The sequence below is a fragment of the Rothia sp. P100 genome, assembly GCF_023712425.1.
Lineage (GTDB): Bacteria > Actinomycetota > Actinomycetes > Actinomycetales > Micrococcaceae > Rothia > Rothia endophytica.
Genome location: NZ_JAMAYG010000004.1, coordinates 224,934 through 243,379 on the forward strand (window position 1 = coordinate 224,934; position 18,446 = coordinate 243,379).

At 56.1% G+C, this 18,446-nt stretch carries 15 protein-coding genes and 1 riboswitch; of the genes, 11 read left to right on the forward strand and 4 right to left on the reverse strand.

All coding sequences use genetic code 11. From position 1 onward, the window contains the following. Positions 1-13 precede the first annotated feature (13 nt). The 5 genes from ligA (at position 14) to gatB (ending at position 7,099) form a co-directional block, all read left to right on the forward strand. Entirely contained in the window at positions 14-2,209 is a 2,196-nt protein-coding gene (ligA, locus tag M3668_RS10225; RefSeq protein ID WP_251380743.1) for an NAD-dependent DNA ligase LigA, read from the forward strand. A 629-nt stretch (positions 2,210-2,838) separates the two neighbouring features. After that, positions 2,839-3,489 (forward strand): LysM peptidoglycan-binding domain-containing protein, encoded by a 651-nt coding sequence (locus M3668_RS10230; protein WP_251380744.1) that lies wholly within the window; start codon positions 2,839-2,841, stop codon positions 3,487-3,489. Between the two features lie 208 nt (positions 3,490-3,697). Continuing rightward, positions 3,698-3,994: an Asp-tRNA(Asn)/Glu-tRNA(Gln) amidotransferase subunit GatC gene (gene gatC / locus M3668_RS10235; protein ID WP_251380745.1), complete on the forward strand. Its 297-nt coding sequence runs from the start codon at positions 3,698-3,700 to the stop codon at positions 3,992-3,994. Positions 3,995-4,003: 9 nt separating this feature from the next. Beyond that, positions 4,004-5,593, forward strand: a complete 1,590-nt coding sequence (gene gatA, locus M3668_RS10240) for an Asp-tRNA(Asn)/Glu-tRNA(Gln) amidotransferase subunit GatA (RefSeq protein WP_251380746.1) — start codon at positions 4,004-4,006, stop codon at positions 5,591-5,593. Then, positions 5,594-7,099 carry an Asp-tRNA(Asn)/Glu-tRNA(Gln) amidotransferase subunit GatB gene (gene gatB / locus M3668_RS10245; RefSeq protein WP_251380747.1) on the forward strand — a complete coding sequence of 502 codons (1,506 nt, stop codon included), beginning with the start codon at positions 5,594-5,596 and terminating at the stop codon, positions 7,097-7,099. 264 nt (positions 7,100-7,363) lie between these two features. On the opposite strand, the gene M3668_RS10250 is transcribed toward gatB, so the two are convergent. Then, entirely contained in the window at positions 7,364-9,535 is a 2,172-nt protein-coding gene (locus tag M3668_RS10250) for a S9 family peptidase (RefSeq protein ID WP_251380748.1), read from the reverse strand. 210 nt (positions 9,536-9,745) lie between these two features. Further along, positions 9,746-9,860: riboswitch (SAM riboswitch) on the forward strand. A gap of 106 nt (positions 9,861-9,966) precedes the next feature. Here M3668_RS10250 and M3668_RS10255 point away from each other — a divergent pair. The 3 genes from M3668_RS10255 (at position 9,967) to M3668_RS10265 (ending at position 13,337) form a co-directional block, all read left to right on the forward strand. Beyond that, the gene (locus M3668_RS10255; protein ID WP_251380749.1) at positions 9,967-11,310 is read left to right on the forward strand and encodes an O-acetylhomoserine aminocarboxypropyltransferase/cysteine synthase family protein; all 1,344 of its coding nucleotides are present in this window, start codon (positions 9,967-9,969) and stop codon (positions 11,308-11,310) included. Between the two features lie 18 nt (positions 11,311-11,328). Continuing rightward, positions 11,329-12,579, forward strand: coding sequence for a homoserine O-acetyltransferase MetX (gene metX / locus M3668_RS10260; protein ID WP_251380750.1), 1,251 nt, complete (start codon positions 11,329-11,331; stop codon positions 12,577-12,579). A 71-nt stretch (positions 12,580-12,650) separates the two neighbouring features. Then, entirely contained in the window at positions 12,651-13,337 is a 687-nt protein-coding gene (locus tag M3668_RS10265; RefSeq protein ID WP_251380751.1) for an alpha/beta hydrolase, read from the forward strand. Here the strand turns inward: M3668_RS10265 and M3668_RS10270 are convergent. Beyond that, on the reverse strand, positions 13,334-13,555 hold the full coding sequence (locus tag M3668_RS10270; RefSeq protein ID WP_251380752.1) for an RNA-binding S4 domain-containing protein: 222 nt from the start codon (positions 13,553-13,555) through the stop codon (positions 13,334-13,336). The genes M3668_RS10265 and M3668_RS10270 overlap by 4 nt on opposite strands. 138 nt (positions 13,556-13,693) lie before the next feature. On the opposite strand from M3668_RS10270, the gene M3668_RS10275 reads away from it, so the two are divergent. Beyond that, positions 13,694-15,076 (forward strand): glycine--tRNA ligase, encoded by a 1,383-nt coding sequence (locus M3668_RS10275; protein ID WP_251380753.1) that lies wholly within the window; start codon positions 13,694-13,696, stop codon positions 15,074-15,076. 126 nt (positions 15,077-15,202) lie between these two features. Here M3668_RS10275 and M3668_RS10280 read toward each other — a convergent pair whose 3' ends face one another. Both M3668_RS10280 and M3668_RS10285 read right to left on the reverse strand, forming a co-directional pair. After that, on the reverse strand, positions 15,203-16,150 hold the full coding sequence (locus tag M3668_RS10280) for a cation diffusion facilitator family transporter (RefSeq protein ID WP_502948969.1): 948 nt from the start codon (positions 16,148-16,150) through the stop codon (positions 15,203-15,205). A gap of 124 nt (positions 16,151-16,274) precedes the next feature. Continuing rightward, complete coding sequence (locus M3668_RS10285; RefSeq protein ID WP_251380754.1) at positions 16,275-16,895, reverse strand: GNAT family N-acetyltransferase; 621 nt, start codon at positions 16,893-16,895, stop codon at positions 16,275-16,277. A gap of 196 nt (positions 16,896-17,091) precedes the next feature. Between M3668_RS10285 and M3668_RS10290 the strand changes: the two genes are divergently transcribed. Continuing rightward, the gene (locus M3668_RS10290) at positions 17,092-18,054 is read left to right on the forward strand and encodes a GNAT family N-acetyltransferase (RefSeq protein WP_237203410.1); all 963 of its coding nucleotides are present in this window, start codon (positions 17,092-17,094) and stop codon (positions 18,052-18,054) included. A 22-nt stretch (positions 18,055-18,076) separates the two neighbouring features. Then, positions 18,077-18,415 (forward strand): MGMT family protein, encoded by a 339-nt coding sequence (locus M3668_RS10295; protein ID WP_251380755.1) that lies wholly within the window; start codon positions 18,077-18,079, stop codon positions 18,413-18,415. Positions 18,416-18,446 lie beyond the last annotated feature (31 nt).

Below are 18,446 nucleotides of genomic sequence, written 5' to 3' on the forward strand. Positions count from 1 at the left end.
AGGGGTGAGCGATATGAAGAACCTACCCGGTGTAGAAGAAGAGACCGTGCACGGCATTGACCGCGACCTGCTAGAAAGCCAGGGGGTGTCAGCTGAACTTAAAGAAGAATATGCGCAGCTGGTAGACCGTGTGCGCAAAGCTAGGCAACAGTATTATATGGACGACGCTCCGGCGCTGTCAGATGCTGAGTATGACCAGCTCTACCGGCAATTGGAAGGTTTGGAAGCTAAGCACCCCGAACTGATCGCCAATGATTCTCCCACTCAGGAGGTCGGCGGCGAGGCGTCCAGCGCTTTTGCACCAGTACAGCACCTAGCACGTATGTACTCACTTGAGGACGTCTTCTCGCTGGATGAGCTTGGAGCCTGGCTCGACCGCGCCGAGACGAACGCCGAGCAGATGACAGGTGCGCGCCCCACCTGGCTGACTGAGCTCAAGATTGACGGGCTGGCAGTTAATCTGCTCTACCGTGATGGGGTTTTGGTGCGTGCTGCCACGCGAGGTGATGGCACTATCGGCGAAGATGTCACCCACAACGTTCTGACTATTAAGAGCATCCCCACCCAGCTGACCGGTAGCCAACACCCTGCTGAGATTGAGGTTCGCGGGGAGATTTTCATATCGTCTAAAGATTTCAAAGCACTCAACGAGAGCATGGTAGAGCAGGGTAAAGCCCCCTTCGCCAACCCCCGCAACGCAGCTGCCGGTTCTCTGCGTCAGAAGGACGCCACGCTGACTGCCCAGCGCCCTTTGAGCATGTTTGTGCACGGTATCGGTGCTCAGAGCGGTCTGTCTATTAGCAATCAGTATGAGACCTATGAGCAACTACACCAATGGGGGCTACCGGTCAGCCCTTACTCACGGTTGTTGAATAGCCGTGAGGAGATCCTGGAGTTCATTGCCACATATGGGGAGCAGCGCCACTCCTTGATTCATGAAATCGATGGCATTGTTATCAAGGTCAATGATTTTGATACTCAGGCACGTCTGGGTTACACCTCCCGAGTTCCACGATGGGCAGTGGCCTACAAGTACCCACCCGAAGAGGTTCACACCAAACTTCTAGATATTTTGGTGAACGTGGGCAGGACCGGTCGAGTAACTCCCTTTGGCATGATGGAGCCTGTGAAGGTGGCAGGCTCTACCGTTGAGATGGCCACACTGCATAATCAGGAAGTTGTTAAGGCTAAGGGTGTCTTGATTGGCGACACAGTGGTATTGCGGAAGGCTGGGGACGTCATCCCCGAGATTGTTGGCCCTGTAGTTGCCCTGCGTGATGGCAGCGAGCGGGAGTTTGTGATGCCTACTCTCTGCCCCTCCTGTGGGGAGCCTCTTGCTCCTGCTAAAGAGGGGGATGTTGATATCAGGTGTCTCAACGCTCGTTCCTGCCCATCCCAGCTCAAAGAGAGGGTAAACCATCTGGCTGGGCGTGGTGCCTTTGATATTGAAGCACTAGGTTATGAGGCAGCTCGGGCACTCACCAGCCCAGCGGAGCCAGAGGTCCCCCCACTCACGAGTGAAGCCTTCTTATTTGATCTCACCCCTCAGGATCTGGCGGATGTGAAAATCGAGAGGGAGAAGACCCTGCGCGGTGTCACACAGATGGTGCGCGAACCCTATTTCTATAGCAAAGGGACCGCTAAGAAACCCAGTGCACCGAAGGCGAACACACTCAAGCTCTTCGAACAGCTGGAAAAGGCTAAACAGCAACCGCTCTGGCGTGTGCTGGTTGCTCTATCGATCCGCCACGTTGGGCCTACCGCAGCTCGGGCACTTGCCACAGAGTTTGGGTCTATGGACGCTATCCGTGCAGCTAGCGAGGAACGCCTCTCTAATGTCGATGGCGTAGGAGCGATTATTGCCCGCTCGCTCATTGAATGGTTCGAGGAGGACTGGCACCGCGAAATAGTCGATCGTTGGGCTGCTGCCGGGGTGCGCATGGAAGATGAGCGCGATGAGTCTATCCAACGGACACTTGAGGGACTGACCGTAGTCGTCACCGGCTCTCTTGAAGGCTTCACCCGTGACAGCGCTAAAGAGGCCATTATCCTGCGGGGCGGGCGAGCCTCGGGTTCTGTCTCAAAGAAGACAGATTATCTTGTAGCAGGAGCCGCTGCAGGTTCAAAGCTAGATAAGGCTGAAAGCCTGGGGGTCAAGGTGCTAGATGAGGCAGGATTTGAGGCTTTGCTGGCAGGAGACCTATCTTAAACGGTGGCAGAGATGTGATTTACGATACCAAATCGTGATTTTGTGGGGGTGCTTGGGTTGCATGTCAGCCCGAGCACCCCTGAAATTCAGGGGTTTCACTCTCAAAAATGGGTCTTGTAAAGACCCCCGCTCTATTTTCGTTACCAAATTGTGACTTTCTGATCTGCTGTGAGGGGGAAAGTTTAAAAAGTTTTGAGAGATTTGAAACTGGATTTAAACCCCAAGAACAGCTCGTCGGAGAGTTAGCTCCAAGTGTCTATCTGCTTCGATAAAGCCCGTCAAATCAGCGGGCAATGCGGTGTGAACCCTGGGGCAAACGGTGCAGGAGGGTTCCGTTGTGAGGGTTTTGTTAGTACAGGGCTAGTGATGGCTTAAAGGTGTTTCATCTCAAAAAGGGGTTGGCATGGCCCTAATCGTTACGTTATCGTTATCAACGAATCGAAAACGCCTTCACTCTGAAGGCTTTATAGTTCGCGGTGGAAGCCGCGAACACATGCTGGGTTATACCGCACACCTGATATCGTCTACAGGGTATAACCTTCACAAGATCCACTCAACATCTTGGGTAGACGGTAACGCACAGACGCCCAGGGATGGGAAGAGCGTAAGGTGGCCTTCGGAGCATATACATGACTTCCAACATTCGTCGTAACGCAGCAGCACTTGCCCTCGGTGGCGCAGCAGCAGTAGCTACTCTGGCAGCTCCCGCAACCTCAGCAAACGCAGCTCCCCTCGAAGCTTGGGATGCACTGGCACAGTGCGAGTCCGGTGGTAACTGGTCAATCAATACCGGCAACGGCTACTACGGTGGCCTGCAGTTCTCACAGTCCTCATGGAACGCAGCAGGTGGCTCAGGCTCACCCGCAGGTGCTTCAAAGGCTGAGCAGATCCGCGTAGCTGAGAACCTCCTGCAGATGCAGGGCTGGGGCGCATGGCCTTCATGCACCGCTCAGCTTGGTCTTTCCGCTTACGGTACCTCTAGCGCACCCGCAAATCTTGCCCCCCAGTCAGACCAGGTTGCAGAAATTGCAGCACCTGCTGTAGTTGAAGCAGCACCTGCTGTAGTTGAAGCAGCACCCGTTGCAGAAGCTCCTGTAGCTGCAGTAGCTGAGGCACCCGTTGCTAACACCTACACCGTTGTCGCTGGCGATACCCTTTCAGAAATCGCTTACGCTCACGGCTTCAGCAGCTGGGATGCCCTTCTGGCAGCTAACTCAGAACTGATTACCAACGCTAACGTTATCGAAATCGGCTGGGAACTGACCATCCCCGCCCAGTAAGGTCTTTATCAAGAGGCTTTAGCGTCTATAGCGCATCAAAAGGTGCCCGCGTACCCCGAGGGGGAGCGCGGGCACTTTTTTGTTTACCTCTTAGTGCTTGTCTTTCTGCGGATGGACAGAGTCTGGCCATCCGCCCCGGTGGTGGGCGCCCGGGGGCAGTGCGGTAAACTAAGAGACTGAAACCTATGTCTACCTCGTGGAAGTGATTATGTCTGCCATTACGAGTGAGCAGGTGGCGCACCTGGCCATGCTGGCTCATATTGAGATGACCGAAGAAGAGCTTGCTTCGATGGCAGCTGAACTCGATGTCATCGTTGACTCTGTGAAGTCAGTGTCCGATGCGGTATCAGCTGATATCCCCGCAACGTCGCACCCCATCCCCCTGCAGAATGTCTTCCGTGAGGACGTTGTGGGTGAAACTCTCACCGCTGAAGAAGCGCTCTCGGGAGCACCCGATGCCGAAGACGGCAAGTTCAAGGTGCCGGCTATTTTGGACGAAGACTAAGGAGCGGGCATGAACAATATGTTGACACTTACCGCAGCAGAAATTGCTGAAAAGCTTACCGCAGGGGAGCTAACCTCTGTAGAGGTAACCCAGGCTTTTATTGACCGTATTATCGCTACGGATGGCGAGGCACTGGATGCCGACAACCGGGCTGCCGGAAAGAATGGCGTCAACGCTTACCTGCACCTGAATGCTGAAGAAGCGCTGGCTGTAGCAAAGAGCGTGGACGAAGACCGAGCTGCCGGTAAGGAACTGCCGGCTCTGGCGGGCGTCCCTATTGCTGTGAAGGACCTCATCGTCACTAAGGGCCAGCCCACCACAGCCGCTTCCCGCATGCTTGAGGGCTGGATGAGCCCCTACGATGGCACCGTTACCCAGAAGGTCCGCGAAGCGCGCATGCCGATGCTGGGCAAGACCAATCTGGACGAGTTCGCAATGGGATCGACCACCGAGCACTCAGCCTTTGGTGTGACCCGTAACCCCTGGTCGCTGGATCGCACTCCCGGTGGCTCCTCCGGCGGTACCCTAGCAGCACTCGCTGCCTTCCAGGCACCCCTAGCGCTTGGCACCGACACCGGTGGTTCGGTGCGTCAGCCCGCAGCTTTCACGGGCACTGTGGGTATGAAGCCCACCTACGGCTCAATTTCGCGGTACGGTGTGATTGCTATGGCATCATCACTCGATCAGGTGGGCCCCTGCGCCCGCACCGTGCTCGATACCGCCCTGCTACACGAAGTTATTGCCGGGCACGACCCGAAGGACTCCACTTCACTGCAGACTCCTGTAGGCTCCTTTGCTGATGCTGCCCGTGCTGGTGCGGCTGAGGGCGGGCTTCAGGGGCTGCGCGTAGGCGTTATTAAGGAATTGAGTGGCGAAGGCTTCCAGCCCGGCGTCCTAGCTCGTTTTAATGAGTCTCTTGAACTGCTCAAGAGCGCTGGTGCTGAAATCGTTGAAGTATCCCTGCCCTCTGTCAAGGAAGCCATTGGTGCCTACTACCTGATTATGTCTTCTGAGGTTTCTTCAAACCTCGCTAAGTATGATGGCGTGCGCTTCGGTCTACGCAAGCTGCCTGAAGAAGGCAACGTCACTATCGAGCGCGTCATGGGCGCCTCACGTGCCGCCGGTTTCGGTGCAGAGGCTAAGCGCCGCATCATCTTGGGCACCTACGCGCTCTCAGCAGGCTACTACGACGCCTACTACGGTTCGGCCCAGAAGGTGCGTACCCTCATTCAGCGTGACTACGCTAAGGCATTTGAGGTTGCGGACGTACTGGTATCGCCGACCGCTCCCACCACCGCCTACAAGCTGGGTGAGAAGACCAAGGGTGACCCTATGGCTATGTACATGGGCGATATCGCCACCGTGCCGACCAACCTGGCTGGCGTGCCCTCTATTTCTCTGCCCGGTGGCCTCGCTGATGAAGACGGTCTACCCGTTGGTATCCAGTTCACCGCCCCCGCCCATGAGGACGAGCGCCTCTACCGCGCCGGCGCTGGGCTTGAAGCTCTGCTGACCGAAAAGTGGGGTGGCCCTCTGCACCAGCAGATGCCTGACCTTGAAACCTTGATTCGTGACTTCAACTTTGAGGGAGCTAAGTAAATGACTGACGACATTCTGTCCTTTGAAGAAGCCATGGAAAAGTACGACCCTGTACTCGGCTTTGAGGTGCACGTAGAGCTCAACACCGCTACCAAGATGTTTGACGCTGCCCCCAACGCCTTTGGCGACGAGGCAAACACCAACATTACCCCGGTCTCCCTGGGCCTGCCCGGTGTTCTACCGGTGGTCAATGGTAAGGCAGTGGAGTCTGCTATCAAGCTGGGTCTAGCATTGGGCTGTGACATCGCCCCGGTCTCTCACTTTGCGCGTAAAAACTACTTCTACCCCGATACCCCCAAGAACTTCCAGACCTCTCAGTTTGATGAACCTATCGCTGAGAACGGCTCTATCGATATTGAGCTTGAAGACGGTACCGTCTTCACCATCGATATCGAGCGCGCTCACATGGAAGAGGACGCCGGTAAGCTGACCCACAAGGGCGGCGCCGCTGGACGCATCCAGGGCGCTGACTTCTCGCTGGTGGACTACAACCGTTCCGGTGTGCCCCTCATCGAAATCGTTACCCGCCCCATTGTGGGTGCAGGGGAACGCTCTCCTGAGCTGGCTCGTGCCTACGTAGCGGCCATCCGCGAAATCGTTAAGAACCTGGGTATCTCGGACGCCCGTATGGAACGCGGTAACGTGCGCTGTGATGCCAACGTTTCACTGATGCCCAAGGGCACCACCGAATTCGGAACCCGTTCAGAGACCAAGAACGTTAACTCCCTGCGCTCAGTCGAACGTGCCGTACGCTACGAGATTCAGCGTCATGCTGCCGTACTAGATGCTGGCGAGAAGGTGGTGCAGGAAACCCGCCACTGGCACGAGGATACCCGCTCCACCACCTCGGGTCGTCCTAAGTCTGACGCGGATGACTACCGCTACTTCCCTGAGCCGGACCTAGTGCCCGTGGTAACCGATGCCGAGTGGATTGAGCGTTTGCGCGCCGAACTGCCCGAGCCTCCCGCTGAGCGCCGCCGCCGTCTCAAGGCTGACTGGGGTTTCTCCGATGAGGAGTTCCGCGACGTGGTCAACGCCGGTGCAATGGACGTCATCGAAGAGACCATTGCAGCTGGTGCCCCCGCTGCTGTGGCGCGTAAGTGGTGGATGGGTGAAATCGCTCGCATCGCTAAGGAACGTGAAGTCGAACTGACTGACACCGGTGCGACTGCTCAGACCGTCCTTGAGCTCAATAAGCTCATTGAAGCCAAGAAGATTAATGACAAGATTGCCCGCCAGGTGCTGGGTTTTGTCATTGACGGTGAGGGTGAGCCCGCTGAAATTGTTGAGAAGCGTGGCTTGGCAGTTGTGTCTGACGACGGTGCGCTAACCACCGCTATCGATGAAGCTTTGGCTGCTATGCCCGATGTTGCCGATAAGATCCGTGCCGGTAAGGTCCAGGCTGCCGGTGCTATCGTCGGCCAGGTCATGAAGGCGACCCGCGGTCAGGCTGATGCCGGACGTGTGCGTGAGCTTATCCTTGAAAAGCTGGGAGTAGAGGGCTAAAAACCACCTCCTCCTTGAAAAGAGCAGGGCACGGGATCTTCTTCCTGTGACCCTGCTTTTTCTTTTAAACTGCTAGGCGCCCGTCCAGTAGTGGACGGGCACCTACACTCGCACTACCGGGGTGTGCTAAGGGGGCACACTCCTCAGGAGGCAGGAGTGATTGAGTGAAATAAAAAGAGCAGGGGATATAAGCGTTGGTTGTTGATAGCCCCTGCTGCTGAGAAAGCACTCAATACTTTTTATGCCTGAATATTTTAAATGTATCTATTTTTTATCGGACAGATGAGATAACAAAAACGCGTAATCCCAGGCAATGTCGCGCCAGGCCGTGTACCGCCCTGAGCCTCCACCATGCCCGCCGTCCATTTCTGTCTTGAGCAGGGGAACCGGTGAGTCTGAAGATATAATTTCACGCAGTTTAGCTACCCATTTTGCAGGCTCAACATACAACACACGTGTGTCATTAAGAGAGGTGACTGCGGCTATCGCCGGGTAGGCAGTAGCTCGGATGTTTTCGTAAGGGCTGTAAGACTTCATATAGTCGTAAACTTCACGGTTCTCGATGGGGTTACCCCATTCTTCCCATTCCAAAGCAGAGAGCGGAAGCTCTGGGTCGAGGATGGTAGTAAGGGCGTCCACGAAGGGAACCTGGGCTAGGCAGGCTTTGTACTTCTGCGGCGCCATATTCAATACGGCCCCCATGAGCAGACCGCCGGCAGAACCACCCATAATACCTATCCGTTGTTCGTCCACCCAGGGGAGTGAGGCGAGAAAGTCGGTGGAATCAATGAAATCTGTGAAGGTGTTCTTCTTGGTTAGTTTCTTACCTTCGGTATACCAGGACCGGCCCATCTCGCCACCGCCGCGGATATGAGCAATCACAAATATAGCGCCGCGGTCGAGGACGCTCAGGCGGGCTACAGAGAAGTAAGGATCCATTGAAGCTTCATAGGAGCCATAACCGTACTGAATCACGGGGTGCGGTTGTGTCTTATCCATATCAGCTAGGTGCATGACAGAAAGAGGAATCATGGCACCGTCGGCAGCTGGCGCCCACATGCGGTAAGCGGTGTATCGATCACGCTCGTAGCCCAGAACCGGCGTTTCCCGGCGTAGCACCAGCTCATCGGTATCAGGGAAGTAATCATAGACACTGCTGGGCGTGAGGAAGGAGGTGTAGTTGAGGCGAATCACCGGGGACATAATGTTCATCCCTGAACAGGAGGAGGTGTAGAGCTCCTCACTAAAGCCGCCGGGCTGAGTGAACTCGATACCGCGGGGGTTGCCTACGGCGAGCTGATGTGACAGTGAGCTGCGGGGTGCAACAAAGACCTTAACCGTGGTGTTCTCCCGCGCCATGACCGCAAGGTGGTTGCGCGAGAAGCTAACGCTCTCGATGCGTACATCGTCGCGGTGCGGCATAAGAGCCACCCAATCAGCCCGCAGACGCTCAAAGGGTACATAGGCATCGGGGAGAGGGGCTATGACGATTTCTGAGTTGGGCGCATCAAAGTCATGGGTGAGCACCAGGTAGGCTCTTCCATCGACATCGATGATGTCGGTGCTGTACTCAATCCTCTGCTCCCTGCTAATAATCAGCGTGGGCTCTACCTCGCCTAATTCGTGAATATTGACCACGCGGGTTTCAGTGTACTCAGAGTTACCGGAGGTCAACACCACGTGTGTACGGGAGGACGACATCCCCGCTCCCAGCCACATGCCCTGATCCTCTTCGGTATAGAGAGCAATGTCATCAGCCGGGTTACTTCCCACTCGATGAGCACGAATCTGATAGGGGCGCCAGGAATCATCGGCTACAGCATAGATAAGGTGGTTAGCGCCCGAGGCAAAGAAAGCTCCGGCGAAGATATCTTCAATCTTTTCATCCAGCATCTGGCCGGTTTCAAGGTTTTTAAAGTGCTGGGTGTAGCGCTCATCGCCGGTGTCATCAACTCCAAAGGTCAGCAGTCGTCCGTCGCGAGTAACCTGGAAGGAACCTAGTGAGAAGAAAGGTAGGTCTCGCGCAAACTCGTTGCAGTCCAGCACCACTTCTTCACCCTCAAGCGGCTGACCGGGCACCACCTGCGGTGGTGTATAACGCTCAACAACGCTGCCTTCTGTTAAGGCAGGCACCCGGCACATAATGGGGTACTGCTCGCCGGCCACCGTCCGATTGAAATACCACCAAGCACCCCTGCGGGAGGGAACGGACATATCCGTTTGCTGAGTGCGGCCTTTAATCTCTTCAAAAATAGCGTCGCGCAGAGGCTGCTGATCAGCGGTAACCCCATCGGTGTAAGCATTCTCTGCTGTGAGATGGGCAAGCACCTCTTCGCTCTCTTTATCACGCATCCATTCGTAGTAATCAATGAAAGTATCGCCATGATGAGTGCGCTCGCTGGCGATGCGCGGGGGACGGGGTGGGGTGAGCGTCATGAGATGCCTTTCTGATGGTTTCTTCTCCAGTCTAGTGGAGAGAGGTTTCCCCATAAGAGCAGGAGCATGCTCCTAGTCCGTGCGTGGTCTTAATCCAAACTGTGTAAGAGTGAGAGTTACACCTGCGTAACTTTTGCAACAAATGAAACATGCTGACATCTTGCGGTGCTTTCTTGACGCCATCAAACCCGCTAAGGAAGACTAACAACAGGTCAAGAGCGCCAGCACTAAGCCTCAGCTAGCTGGCCGGCAACCCTCCACCTGCGGTGGGGTGCCCTGAGTGAAGACCTGACACATCCCAGACGGGCATGTGTAAGCGCGGGACCGATGTGCCTTCTCCTTTGGTGCATCACCTTCCGGTAGACCGGGAGTTACGGCATGCGGCCCCACCTTGCGAGATATTTTCCTCACTAGAGACTGGAGCTACCAACATGACGACCTCACAGAACATCCCTACTCCCAGCAAGCCTGCCGGCTGGAAATTTGAGACCCAGCAAATTCACGCTGGTCAAGAACCTGACCCGGTCACCGGTGCACGAGCTTTGCCGATTTATCAGACCACCTCTTTTGTCTTCAAGGATTCACAGCAGGCGGCTAACCGTTTTGCTCTCTCTGAGTTGGGTCCCATCTATACCCGTATTAATAACCCCACCCAAGAAGCGGTAGAAAACCGTATCGCGGCCCTAGAAGGCGGAGTGGGAGCGCTGCTGCTCGCATCTGGTCAGGCAGCCAATACTTTCTCGATTCTTAACATTGCCGGGGCAGGGGATCACATCGTTGCCTCGCCCTCTCTTTACGGCGGTACCTACAACCTCTTCAAATACACCCTGGCGAATTTAGGCATTGAAACTACTTTCGTTGATGACCCTGCAGACCCCGAAAGCTGGCGCGCTGCTGCCCGTCCTAACACCAAAGCTTTCTTTGGGGAGACCCTGCCTAACCCCCGCGGGGACGTGCTGGATATTGAACCCATTGCAGAAGTAGCTCACAGCGTGGGTGTTCCCCTTATCGTGGATAACACCGTAGCAACACCTTATCTGCTGAACCCCATCAAGCACGGTGCTGATGTTGTGGTGCACTCTGCGACTAAATATCTAGGGGGCCACGGAACCTCTGTGGGTGGTGTCATCGTGGACGCAGGCACCTTCGACTACGGCGCTTACCCCGAAAAATACCCCCTCTTCAATCAGCCCGATGAGAGCTATCACGGCCTGGTCTACGCCCGCGACCTGGGTAAAGACGGCGCCTTTGGCGTCAACCTCTCTTACATTTTGAAAGCCCGCGTGTCCCTGCTCCGTGACCTGGGAGCATCAATTTCTCCGACCAATGCCTTTAACATAGCGATCGGGATCGAGACCCTCTCACTCCGCATGGAGCGACACGTGCAGAACGCCGCTGCAGTTGCCCGCTTCTTATCCGAGCATCCCGCAGTTGAATCGGTAGTTTACTCGGGTTTGGAAAGTTCACCCTACTACGGGCTGTCTCAGAAATACCTATCCCGTGGCGCCGGTGCAGTCCTGGGCTTCACTCTCAAGGACGCGGATGCTCCTACCGCCCAAAAATTTGTAGATGCGCTGTCCTTACACTCCCTCCTGGTCAACATTGGCGACGTGCGCAGCCTGGTAGTACACCCGGCGTCCACCACGCACAGCCAATCAACGCCAGATGAGCTAGCCGCCATCGGCATCAATCCCGCCTTTATTCGCCTCTCGGTGGGTATTGAGCATATCGATGATATTTTGGCTGACCTCGAACTGGGCTTCGACGCACTTTAAAGTACGAAAGGTAAATCGATGACGATTAAAACCTCGACCACTGATACCGCTGCTGGCACCCGTGAGGACGGCGTACTTAAGTACGCCCAGATCGGCGACCTAGCCCTCGAAAACGGTGAAACTCTGCCCGACGTCGTCATTGGCTATGAAACCTGGGGAACCCTCAATGAAGCCGGCGATAATGCGGTGTTGATTCTGCACGCGCTGACCGGTGACACCCACGTCTCTGCTGGTCGCGCGGCTTCGGATGCTCCGGCAGAAGTGCGGGCGGCAGCTGAAGCAGGTGGTTGGTGGCCTACCGCTGTGGGCCCAGGGCGAGTCATCGATACCGATAAGTACTTTGTGGTGTCCCCCAATATGGTGGGGGGGTGCTACGGCTCAACAGGACCGGCTTCCCCCTCACCCCTTTCCATAGATCCTGAAGGCAAACCCTGGGGCTCCCGCTTCCCAGCTGTTACCATTCGGGACAGCGTCCACGCCGAGAAGGTACTGGCTGATCAGCTGGGCATTACGTCTTTCCACCACGTGGTGGGTGGCTCACTGGGTGGAGCGCGCGCCATTGAATGGGCGGTGACTTACCCCTCCCTGGTGCGGTCGGTAGCTGTGCTGGCTTCGGGTTCGGCAGCTACAGCCGAACAAATTGCCTGGGGGCACATGCAGAATCTAGCGATACGCCAGGACCCCAACTTTGCCGGCGGCGATTACTACGACGGCCCCGCTCCTGATACCGGGCTGGCCCTTGCCCGACGTATCGCGCACACCACCTACCGTTCAGCGGCTGAACTGCACTTCCGGTTTGGGCGCGACGAACAGCCGGGCCACGAGGTACTTGCCCCCAAGTACAGTGAGCGCGGCCGCTACCAGGTGGAAAACTACCTGGATTACCATGGGCAGAAGTTGACCGCACGTTTTGACGCTAACTCCTACCTAGCGATCAACGAGGCGCTACTGAGCCACGATGTGGCACGTGGTCGCGGCAATCTTGAGAAAGCGCTGGCTCTTTCCACCTGTCGATGGACGCTTGCCTACGTAGACTCGGACCGCCTCTTCTTCCCATCCGACACCCAGATTATTGCTGCATCCCTGCCGCAGCCGGTGGAGCCCGCCGTGATCCATTCACCCTGTGGACATGACGGTTTTCTGATTGAACACCGCCAGCTGGAGCGCATTCTGCTGCAGAGCTTTGAGGCGCAGGACGCTGCAGACGGGCAGAAGACTCGCTCAGCCGGCCGCGCCTACCCACGCAAATATTTGAGGGTGGTCGCCTAACTATAATGCTCGGCAAAAGCCCGGGGAAGCTATGTTAGGTTGGAAAAAACACCCCGCCCAAAGGAAAACTTATGTCCCAGTACCTGGTTGATTTTTCAAATGCCGAGCCAGCACGGGCAGGCACCCACCTGGTGGTGCTCTTGCACGGTTATGGTTCTCACGAACGAGACCTTACCGGGCTGATCCCTTACCTTCCATCCGATAAGGTAACCTACGCGTCCCTACGTGCCCCACAACCGGTGGGGTATGCGCTCCCCGCGGACGCTGAGAGCGCTTATATTGGCCAAGCAGCCATGGGCTACCAGTGGTGGCCGCTGAATGCTCAGCTAGAAACGGTTGGCTTTCGAGCCATTGAGCTGACGACCGACTATGTACTGGACTGGCTAGAACCCCTAGTTGCTGACCACAAGAGCGTTACCCTGCTGGGCTTCTCCCAAGGCATGGCCGTGGCGACTTCCGTGGCCCGCCGCCGTCCCGAGCTTATTACTGCCGTGGTGGGGCTTTCTGGCTACGCAGTAGACGGCGGTTCTGATTACTTTAGGGACGCCGAGCTCACCGGGAATCAGAAACTACAACTTTTCTGGGGGAGGGGAGACTCAGACCCCGTCATCACCGCAGAGAAGATTGAATTCACCCAGCAGTGGGCGGGGAAGTATACCCAGGTGGAGCAAGAGCTTTACCCCGGCTTAGCCCACGGCATCGCTGCTCATGAGTTGACTCATATTTCGGCTTATTTGAGTGAAAAGGTGCTGGGTTAGTCCCTTTCCACCTGCACTGCCATACCATTGAGTTCCACGACGTCCCCGGGGTGGAGCTGTTTGCCGCGCTGTTCACAGATTTCATCGTTGACCTTGACCAAGCCATCCTGAATGACGTTGCGGGCGTGGGTGCCGTTTTCTACCAGGTTAGCCAGTTTCAAGAACTGACCTAGACGGATCATCTCGTCACGAATAAAAACAGGTTCAATGTTGCTCATACCCCATACTTTACCGCCCCATATGCCCCGGTGCGTGCGGTAGGCTGGTAGGTGCACGCGTCCACAGATGAGCGTGCATTTTTTGCAAATCCAAGCACGCCACAACCGGTGGCGCAGGCTCATAGGAGTATCCAACACATGGCAGCGAAGTCCACGCTCGATAACGTCATCTCACTCGCGAAGCGCCGCGGGTTCGTCTTCCAGGCAGGTGAAATCTACGGCGGTTCCCGCTCAGCCTGGGACTACGGCCCCCTGGGCGCAGAGCTCAAAGAGAACATCCGTCAGCAGTGGTGGCAGACCTTTGTCCGCGGACGCGAAGACATGGTGGGTCTGGACTCCTCTATTATCCTGCCTAAGGCAGTGTGGGAGGCTTCCGGGCACGTAGCAACCTTCACCGACCCCCTGGTGGAGTGCCTCTCCTGCCACTCACGCCACCGCCAGGACCATCTGATTGAAGCCTTTGAAGCCAAGAAGGGCCGCGCACCTGAAAACGGAATGGACGATATCGTCTGCCCTAAGTGCGGCAATAAGGGCCAGTGGACCGAACCGCAGAACTTCTCAGGTCTCATGAAGACCTTCTTGGGCCCGGTGGATAATGAAGAGGGCCTACACTTTATGCGCCCCGAGACCGCTCAGGGTATCTTCGTGAACTTCAACAACGTGGTGACTGCCTCCCGCAAGCGCCCGCCTTTCGGCATCGGCCAAATCGGCAAGGCTTTCCGCAACGAAATCACCCCCGGTAACTTCATCTTCCGTACCCGTGAGTTCGAACAGATGGAAATCGAGTACTTTGTGCACCCCGACGATGCACCCAAGTACTACGACCAGTGGATTGAAGACTGCTGGAACTGGTTCATTGACCTGGGTATCAACCCCGATAATATGCGCAAGTTTGACGTCCCCGACGACGACCGCGCCCACTACTCAGCTGGCACCATGGACCTTGAATACCGCTTCGGTTTCCAAGGCAGCGAATGGGGTGAGCTGATGGGCGTTGCCAACCGCACTAACTATGACTTGGGCGTGCACAATGAGCACTCCAATGCCAAGCTCGAATACTTTGACCAGGGCACGGGCGAACGCTACGTTCCCTACGTCATCGAGCCTTCCTTCGGTTTGACCCGCGCGATGATGGCTTTCCTGGTGGATGCTTATGTCGAGGATGAAGCACCCAACACTAAGGGTGGCGTGGATAAGCGCACCGTGCTGAAGCTGGACCCGCGTCTGGCTCCCGTCAAGGCTGCCGTTCTACCCCTGTCCAAGAAGGAAGACCTGGTTCCCTCAGCCAAGAAGCTGGCCAACGAACTGCGCCGCAATTGGAACATCGACTATGATGACGCCGGTGCAATCGGCCGCCGCTACCGCCGCCAGGACGAAATCGGCACCCCCTTCTGCATCACGGTGGACTTCGACACCCTCGAAGACCAGGCAGTCACCATCCGCGAGCGCGATACCATGGCTCAGGAACGTGTAGCTCTCGATCAGGTCACCGCCTACTTGGCAGCTAAGATAGCTGGCTAAAGAGTAGATAACCTCACATAAACTCACGAGGGTGCGCTTCACGTCAGCTACAACGAGCTGACGTGAAGCGCATCTTTTGTTTATTAACCCTCAGTGGTCTTGTGCCTGAGGGGACTAAGGGTTGATCTAGGGTAGCTGGTCGTAGTGACCCGCTGCTTGCAGAGATTCAGGCTCAATCTGGAAGGTTGAATGCCTGATACTGACCTCGAAGTGTTCAGCAACGCAGGTCTGTAACCGTTTGAGGGTTTCGACGGCGCACCCATCGGTTAAGCAGTCATCCTTAACGACCACATGGGCGGTTAATATCGGTAGGTCTGAGGAGATTTGGCTGGCATGCAAATCGTGCACAGCCACCACGTGGGGAAGAGTCTCTAGATGCCGGCGTACGTCCTCTACGTCCAGTCCCCGCGGTGCCGATTCTAGGAGTACGCTCACTGTTTCTTTTAGCAGCTTGAGGGTTCGGGGCACGATCAGCAGACCTATGAGAATGGCGGCAAGGGCGTCAGCCTGCAGCCAGCCGGTCAGCGCGATTATTATTGCTCCAGCAATGACCGCAACTGATCCCAGGGCATCATTGACCACCTCCAAGAAAGCCGCGCGCATATTAAAGTTGCGGCGATCCCCGCCCAGTAAAATCAGTATCATTACCACATTGACGGCTAGGCCGAGTGTGCCAAAGACTAGCAGCTCTCTGGTGGCTAGGGGCTGGGGATCAAAAAAGCGCTGTACTGCTTCAACCATCACAAAAGCCCCGACCCCCAGTAGCATCGCTGCTTGAACCATCGCTGCCAGCACTTCAAGGCGCTTGAGCCCCCAGGTGCGTCGAGCGGACGGCGGGCGAGCAGCCAGATGAGCCACAATGAGGGCAACGGTGACCCCGATAGCGTCGGTGGCAACGTGAACGGTGTCAAAAAGTAAAGCAAGCGAGCCGGTAACCCAGGCACCCACCAACTGGATGATAAAAAGCGACCAGGCAATGAGAACAACTGCTAACAGCTGCCGAGTGTTAACACCGGCAAAGTAATCATGAGAATGCTCAGAGCCATGCTGGTGGGAATGTGAATGCGCTGCCACACTTTCTCCCTTTTTCTTGCGTCTAACCTTTAAAGAAAAACTACACCGGTGAGACCGGGATAGCAAATGGTGAGCTGAGAGAAAGGGCGGTGGAAGCGTTTGCCCCAGGGGCCGCCCGAGCAGACTAAATGGCGACCTGAGTTTCTGATAGCTGCAGGTACCCATTAACACTGCGAGCCGCCTCCCAATCCTTTCTAATGACAGCCTTGAGAAGGGCGTCATGGAAGGTGCCATCAATGCAGAGCGCCTCGCGGCGGCGCCCTTCAGGTACAAAGCCGCAGGAGGTATAGACGTGGCGGGCACGGGCATTGAAATCGTAGACTTCAAGCTCAATACGGTTGAGGCCCAGGTGCTCAAAACCGTAGTCCACCATCAGCTTAGTGGCCTCAGTACCGTAGCCCTTATTCTGCCCGGCCTTGCCGATAGCGATGCGGTAGTTGACTGAGAGGTTGTTGGGATCGTACTCGTTGAACACGACTTCCCCCACATACTGATCTAATTCAGGTACATAAATCGCCAGGTCAAGACGATTCTGCTTTTCGTTGCGGCGACCGTACCACTCACGGGTACGCGCCTCATCGAAGGGATGGGTCTCGGTGATACGAGAATGTGCGGTGCCGGTCTTGATGAGTACGTCAGGCTCCTGCAAGATACCAATCATCGCGTCAATGGCGCGGTCATCGAGGGGGCGAAGTTCAACTTTAGAACCGCGCAAAATGGGTTTTGTCACAAGAGGTGAGGTCATGACACCAATCTATAAAGAAGGTAAGAAATGCTGGGAACAACCATCATTCTAAGCGGTAACCGGCAGGTAAAGACAAGTTGAAACTTTCTCGGTTCGCGGTGGGCGTTCAGGGGCAGTGTTGCTACTCTCTGCACCAGCGCTGGGAGCGTCCGCTAGAGTAGGTGAGTACCCCACAATGAGAGACCGGAAGGCACCTGTGAACGACTACATCTACCGCCCCTGGCAGTCTGGCGATGACCTTGCACTTTTGCAGTACTGGAACGACCCCGAAAACCACCAGGTAGCTGCATTCCGCTCGTCCTTCGCTGAGAGTAGCAATGAACCTTTCATCCGCACTATCGTTGCTGAGCATCAGGGTGTTCCTGTGGGGGCCGGTGTTATTTATGAGACCTCGCTGCATACTCAACGTCTCTGGGCGTATGTAGAGGTTGCCCCCGACCACCGCCGTAAGGGTGTCGGGTCTGCCCTGTTGCAACATCTCAAAGATGCCGCGCAGCAGGCGCCCAGCGGCGTGACTGCCCTGCGCAGCAAGACCGTGCCGGAATCAGTAGGTCTTGCGTTCGCCGAACATCACGGTTTCAGCGTATTGCAGCGCTCTCGCATGGTGCGGGTAGAAGCCGGCGGTGTGCCAGCGGTGCCCCTGCATCAGGACGAGGCGGAGCGCCTTACACAGTCCATTGAGGACATCGCTACTGGCTCAGTGGAACTGACGCAGTGTTTTTGGGAGTTTTATACAGCAGTTCATGCTTGGGACCCTCCTGCCCAGACCTCAGTTGGACGCGTGAACCGTCTCTTCCTTTCCGATGAAGCAGAAGCCCTTGGTGCGGTCGTCCTGCGTGATGACGTACTACGCGCTCAGCGGGAAGGCAAAAAGGGCTTGATCAGTGCCTTTGCCATTAGCTACCGCCCACTAGCAGTAGATGCCGGTCAGATGAAGCTGGCGGAGGATGATGCGACCGATGTCACCATTGGTTACCGCCCCGGTCACCCGGCCGCGCGTGAGGCGATTCTTCAGCTCCTTTCGGTGATGGTAGGGCAGTATGCTGTGAATATCGAGGTGGATGACTCTATGGAGGATTTAGCGGTGATGATTGACCAGCTCATCTCTATGGGCTCTGCGTCGGTGACGAGCACCTCCCTAGTAATTGCTGATAGCTAAAACTAAGAGAGTCTTTCTTTCCATGGATGATGTACGCGTAGAGCGTGTACTGCGGGCTGTTGAGTGCATCCCCTGCGGTTCAGTGGCTACCTATGGAGACATTGGGGACGTAACAGGGGAGTCTGCCCGTGTGATTGGGCGAGTACTGGCTCTTTGGGGGTCAAATGTGCCCTGGTGGCGCGTCTGTAATAGCAAGGGTGAGATTCCCGGTCACAGCGCAGAAGCTCTTGAGCTTTGGTTGGCTGATAAGTTGCCAGTCAAAGCTCAGGGGTCACTAAAATTAGTGGACTGCAGGGTAAACGTTGCAGGGCTGAAAGACCAGGTCGCGACGGTGTTTGATGGTCTTGAGGGCAATTCATGAGGGGTAAAGAAAGCGCCGTCCTCCATGCCTG

Coding starts and splice junctions, on each gene's coding strand:
- M3668_RS10270 (WP_251380752.1), bottom strand. CDS start 13,555: ATGAGCAACATTGAACCTGTTTTTATTCGTGACGAGATGATCCGTCTA.
- gatC (WP_251380745.1), top strand. CDS start 3,698: ATGTCTGCCATTACGAGTGAGCAGGTGGCGCACCTGGCCATGCTGGCT.
- M3668_RS10295 (WP_251380755.1), top strand. CDS start 18,077: ATGGATGATGTACGCGTAGAGCGTGTACTGCGGGCTGTTGAGTGCATC.
- gatB (WP_251380747.1), top strand. CDS start 5,594: ATGACTGACGACATTCTGTCCTTTGAAGAAGCCATGGAAAAGTACGAC.
- metX (WP_251380750.1), top strand. CDS start 11,329: ATGACGATTAAAACCTCGACCACTGATACCGCTGCTGGCACCCGTGAG.
- M3668_RS10285 (WP_251380754.1), bottom strand. CDS start 16,895: ATGACCTCACCTCTTGTGACAAAACCCATTTTGCGCGGTTCTAAAGTT.
- ligA (WP_251380743.1), top strand. CDS start 14: ATGAAGAACCTACCCGGTGTAGAAGAAGAGACCGTGCACGGCATTGAC.
- gatA (WP_251380746.1), top strand. CDS start 4,004: ATGAACAATATGTTGACACTTACCGCAGCAGAAATTGCTGAAAAGCTT.
- M3668_RS10255 (WP_251380749.1), top strand. CDS start 9,967: ATGACGACCTCACAGAACATCCCTACTCCCAGCAAGCCTGCCGGCTGG.
- M3668_RS10275 (WP_251380753.1), top strand. CDS start 13,694: ATGGCAGCGAAGTCCACGCTCGATAACGTCATCTCACTCGCGAAGCGC.
- M3668_RS10230 (WP_251380744.1), top strand. CDS start 2,839: ATGACTTCCAACATTCGTCGTAACGCAGCAGCACTTGCCCTCGGTGGC.
- M3668_RS10250 (WP_251380748.1), bottom strand. CDS start 9,535: ATGACGCTCACCCCACCCCGTCCCCCGCGCATCGCCAGCGAGCGCACT.
- M3668_RS10265 (WP_251380751.1), top strand. CDS start 12,651: ATGTCCCAGTACCTGGTTGATTTTTCAAATGCCGAGCCAGCACGGGCA.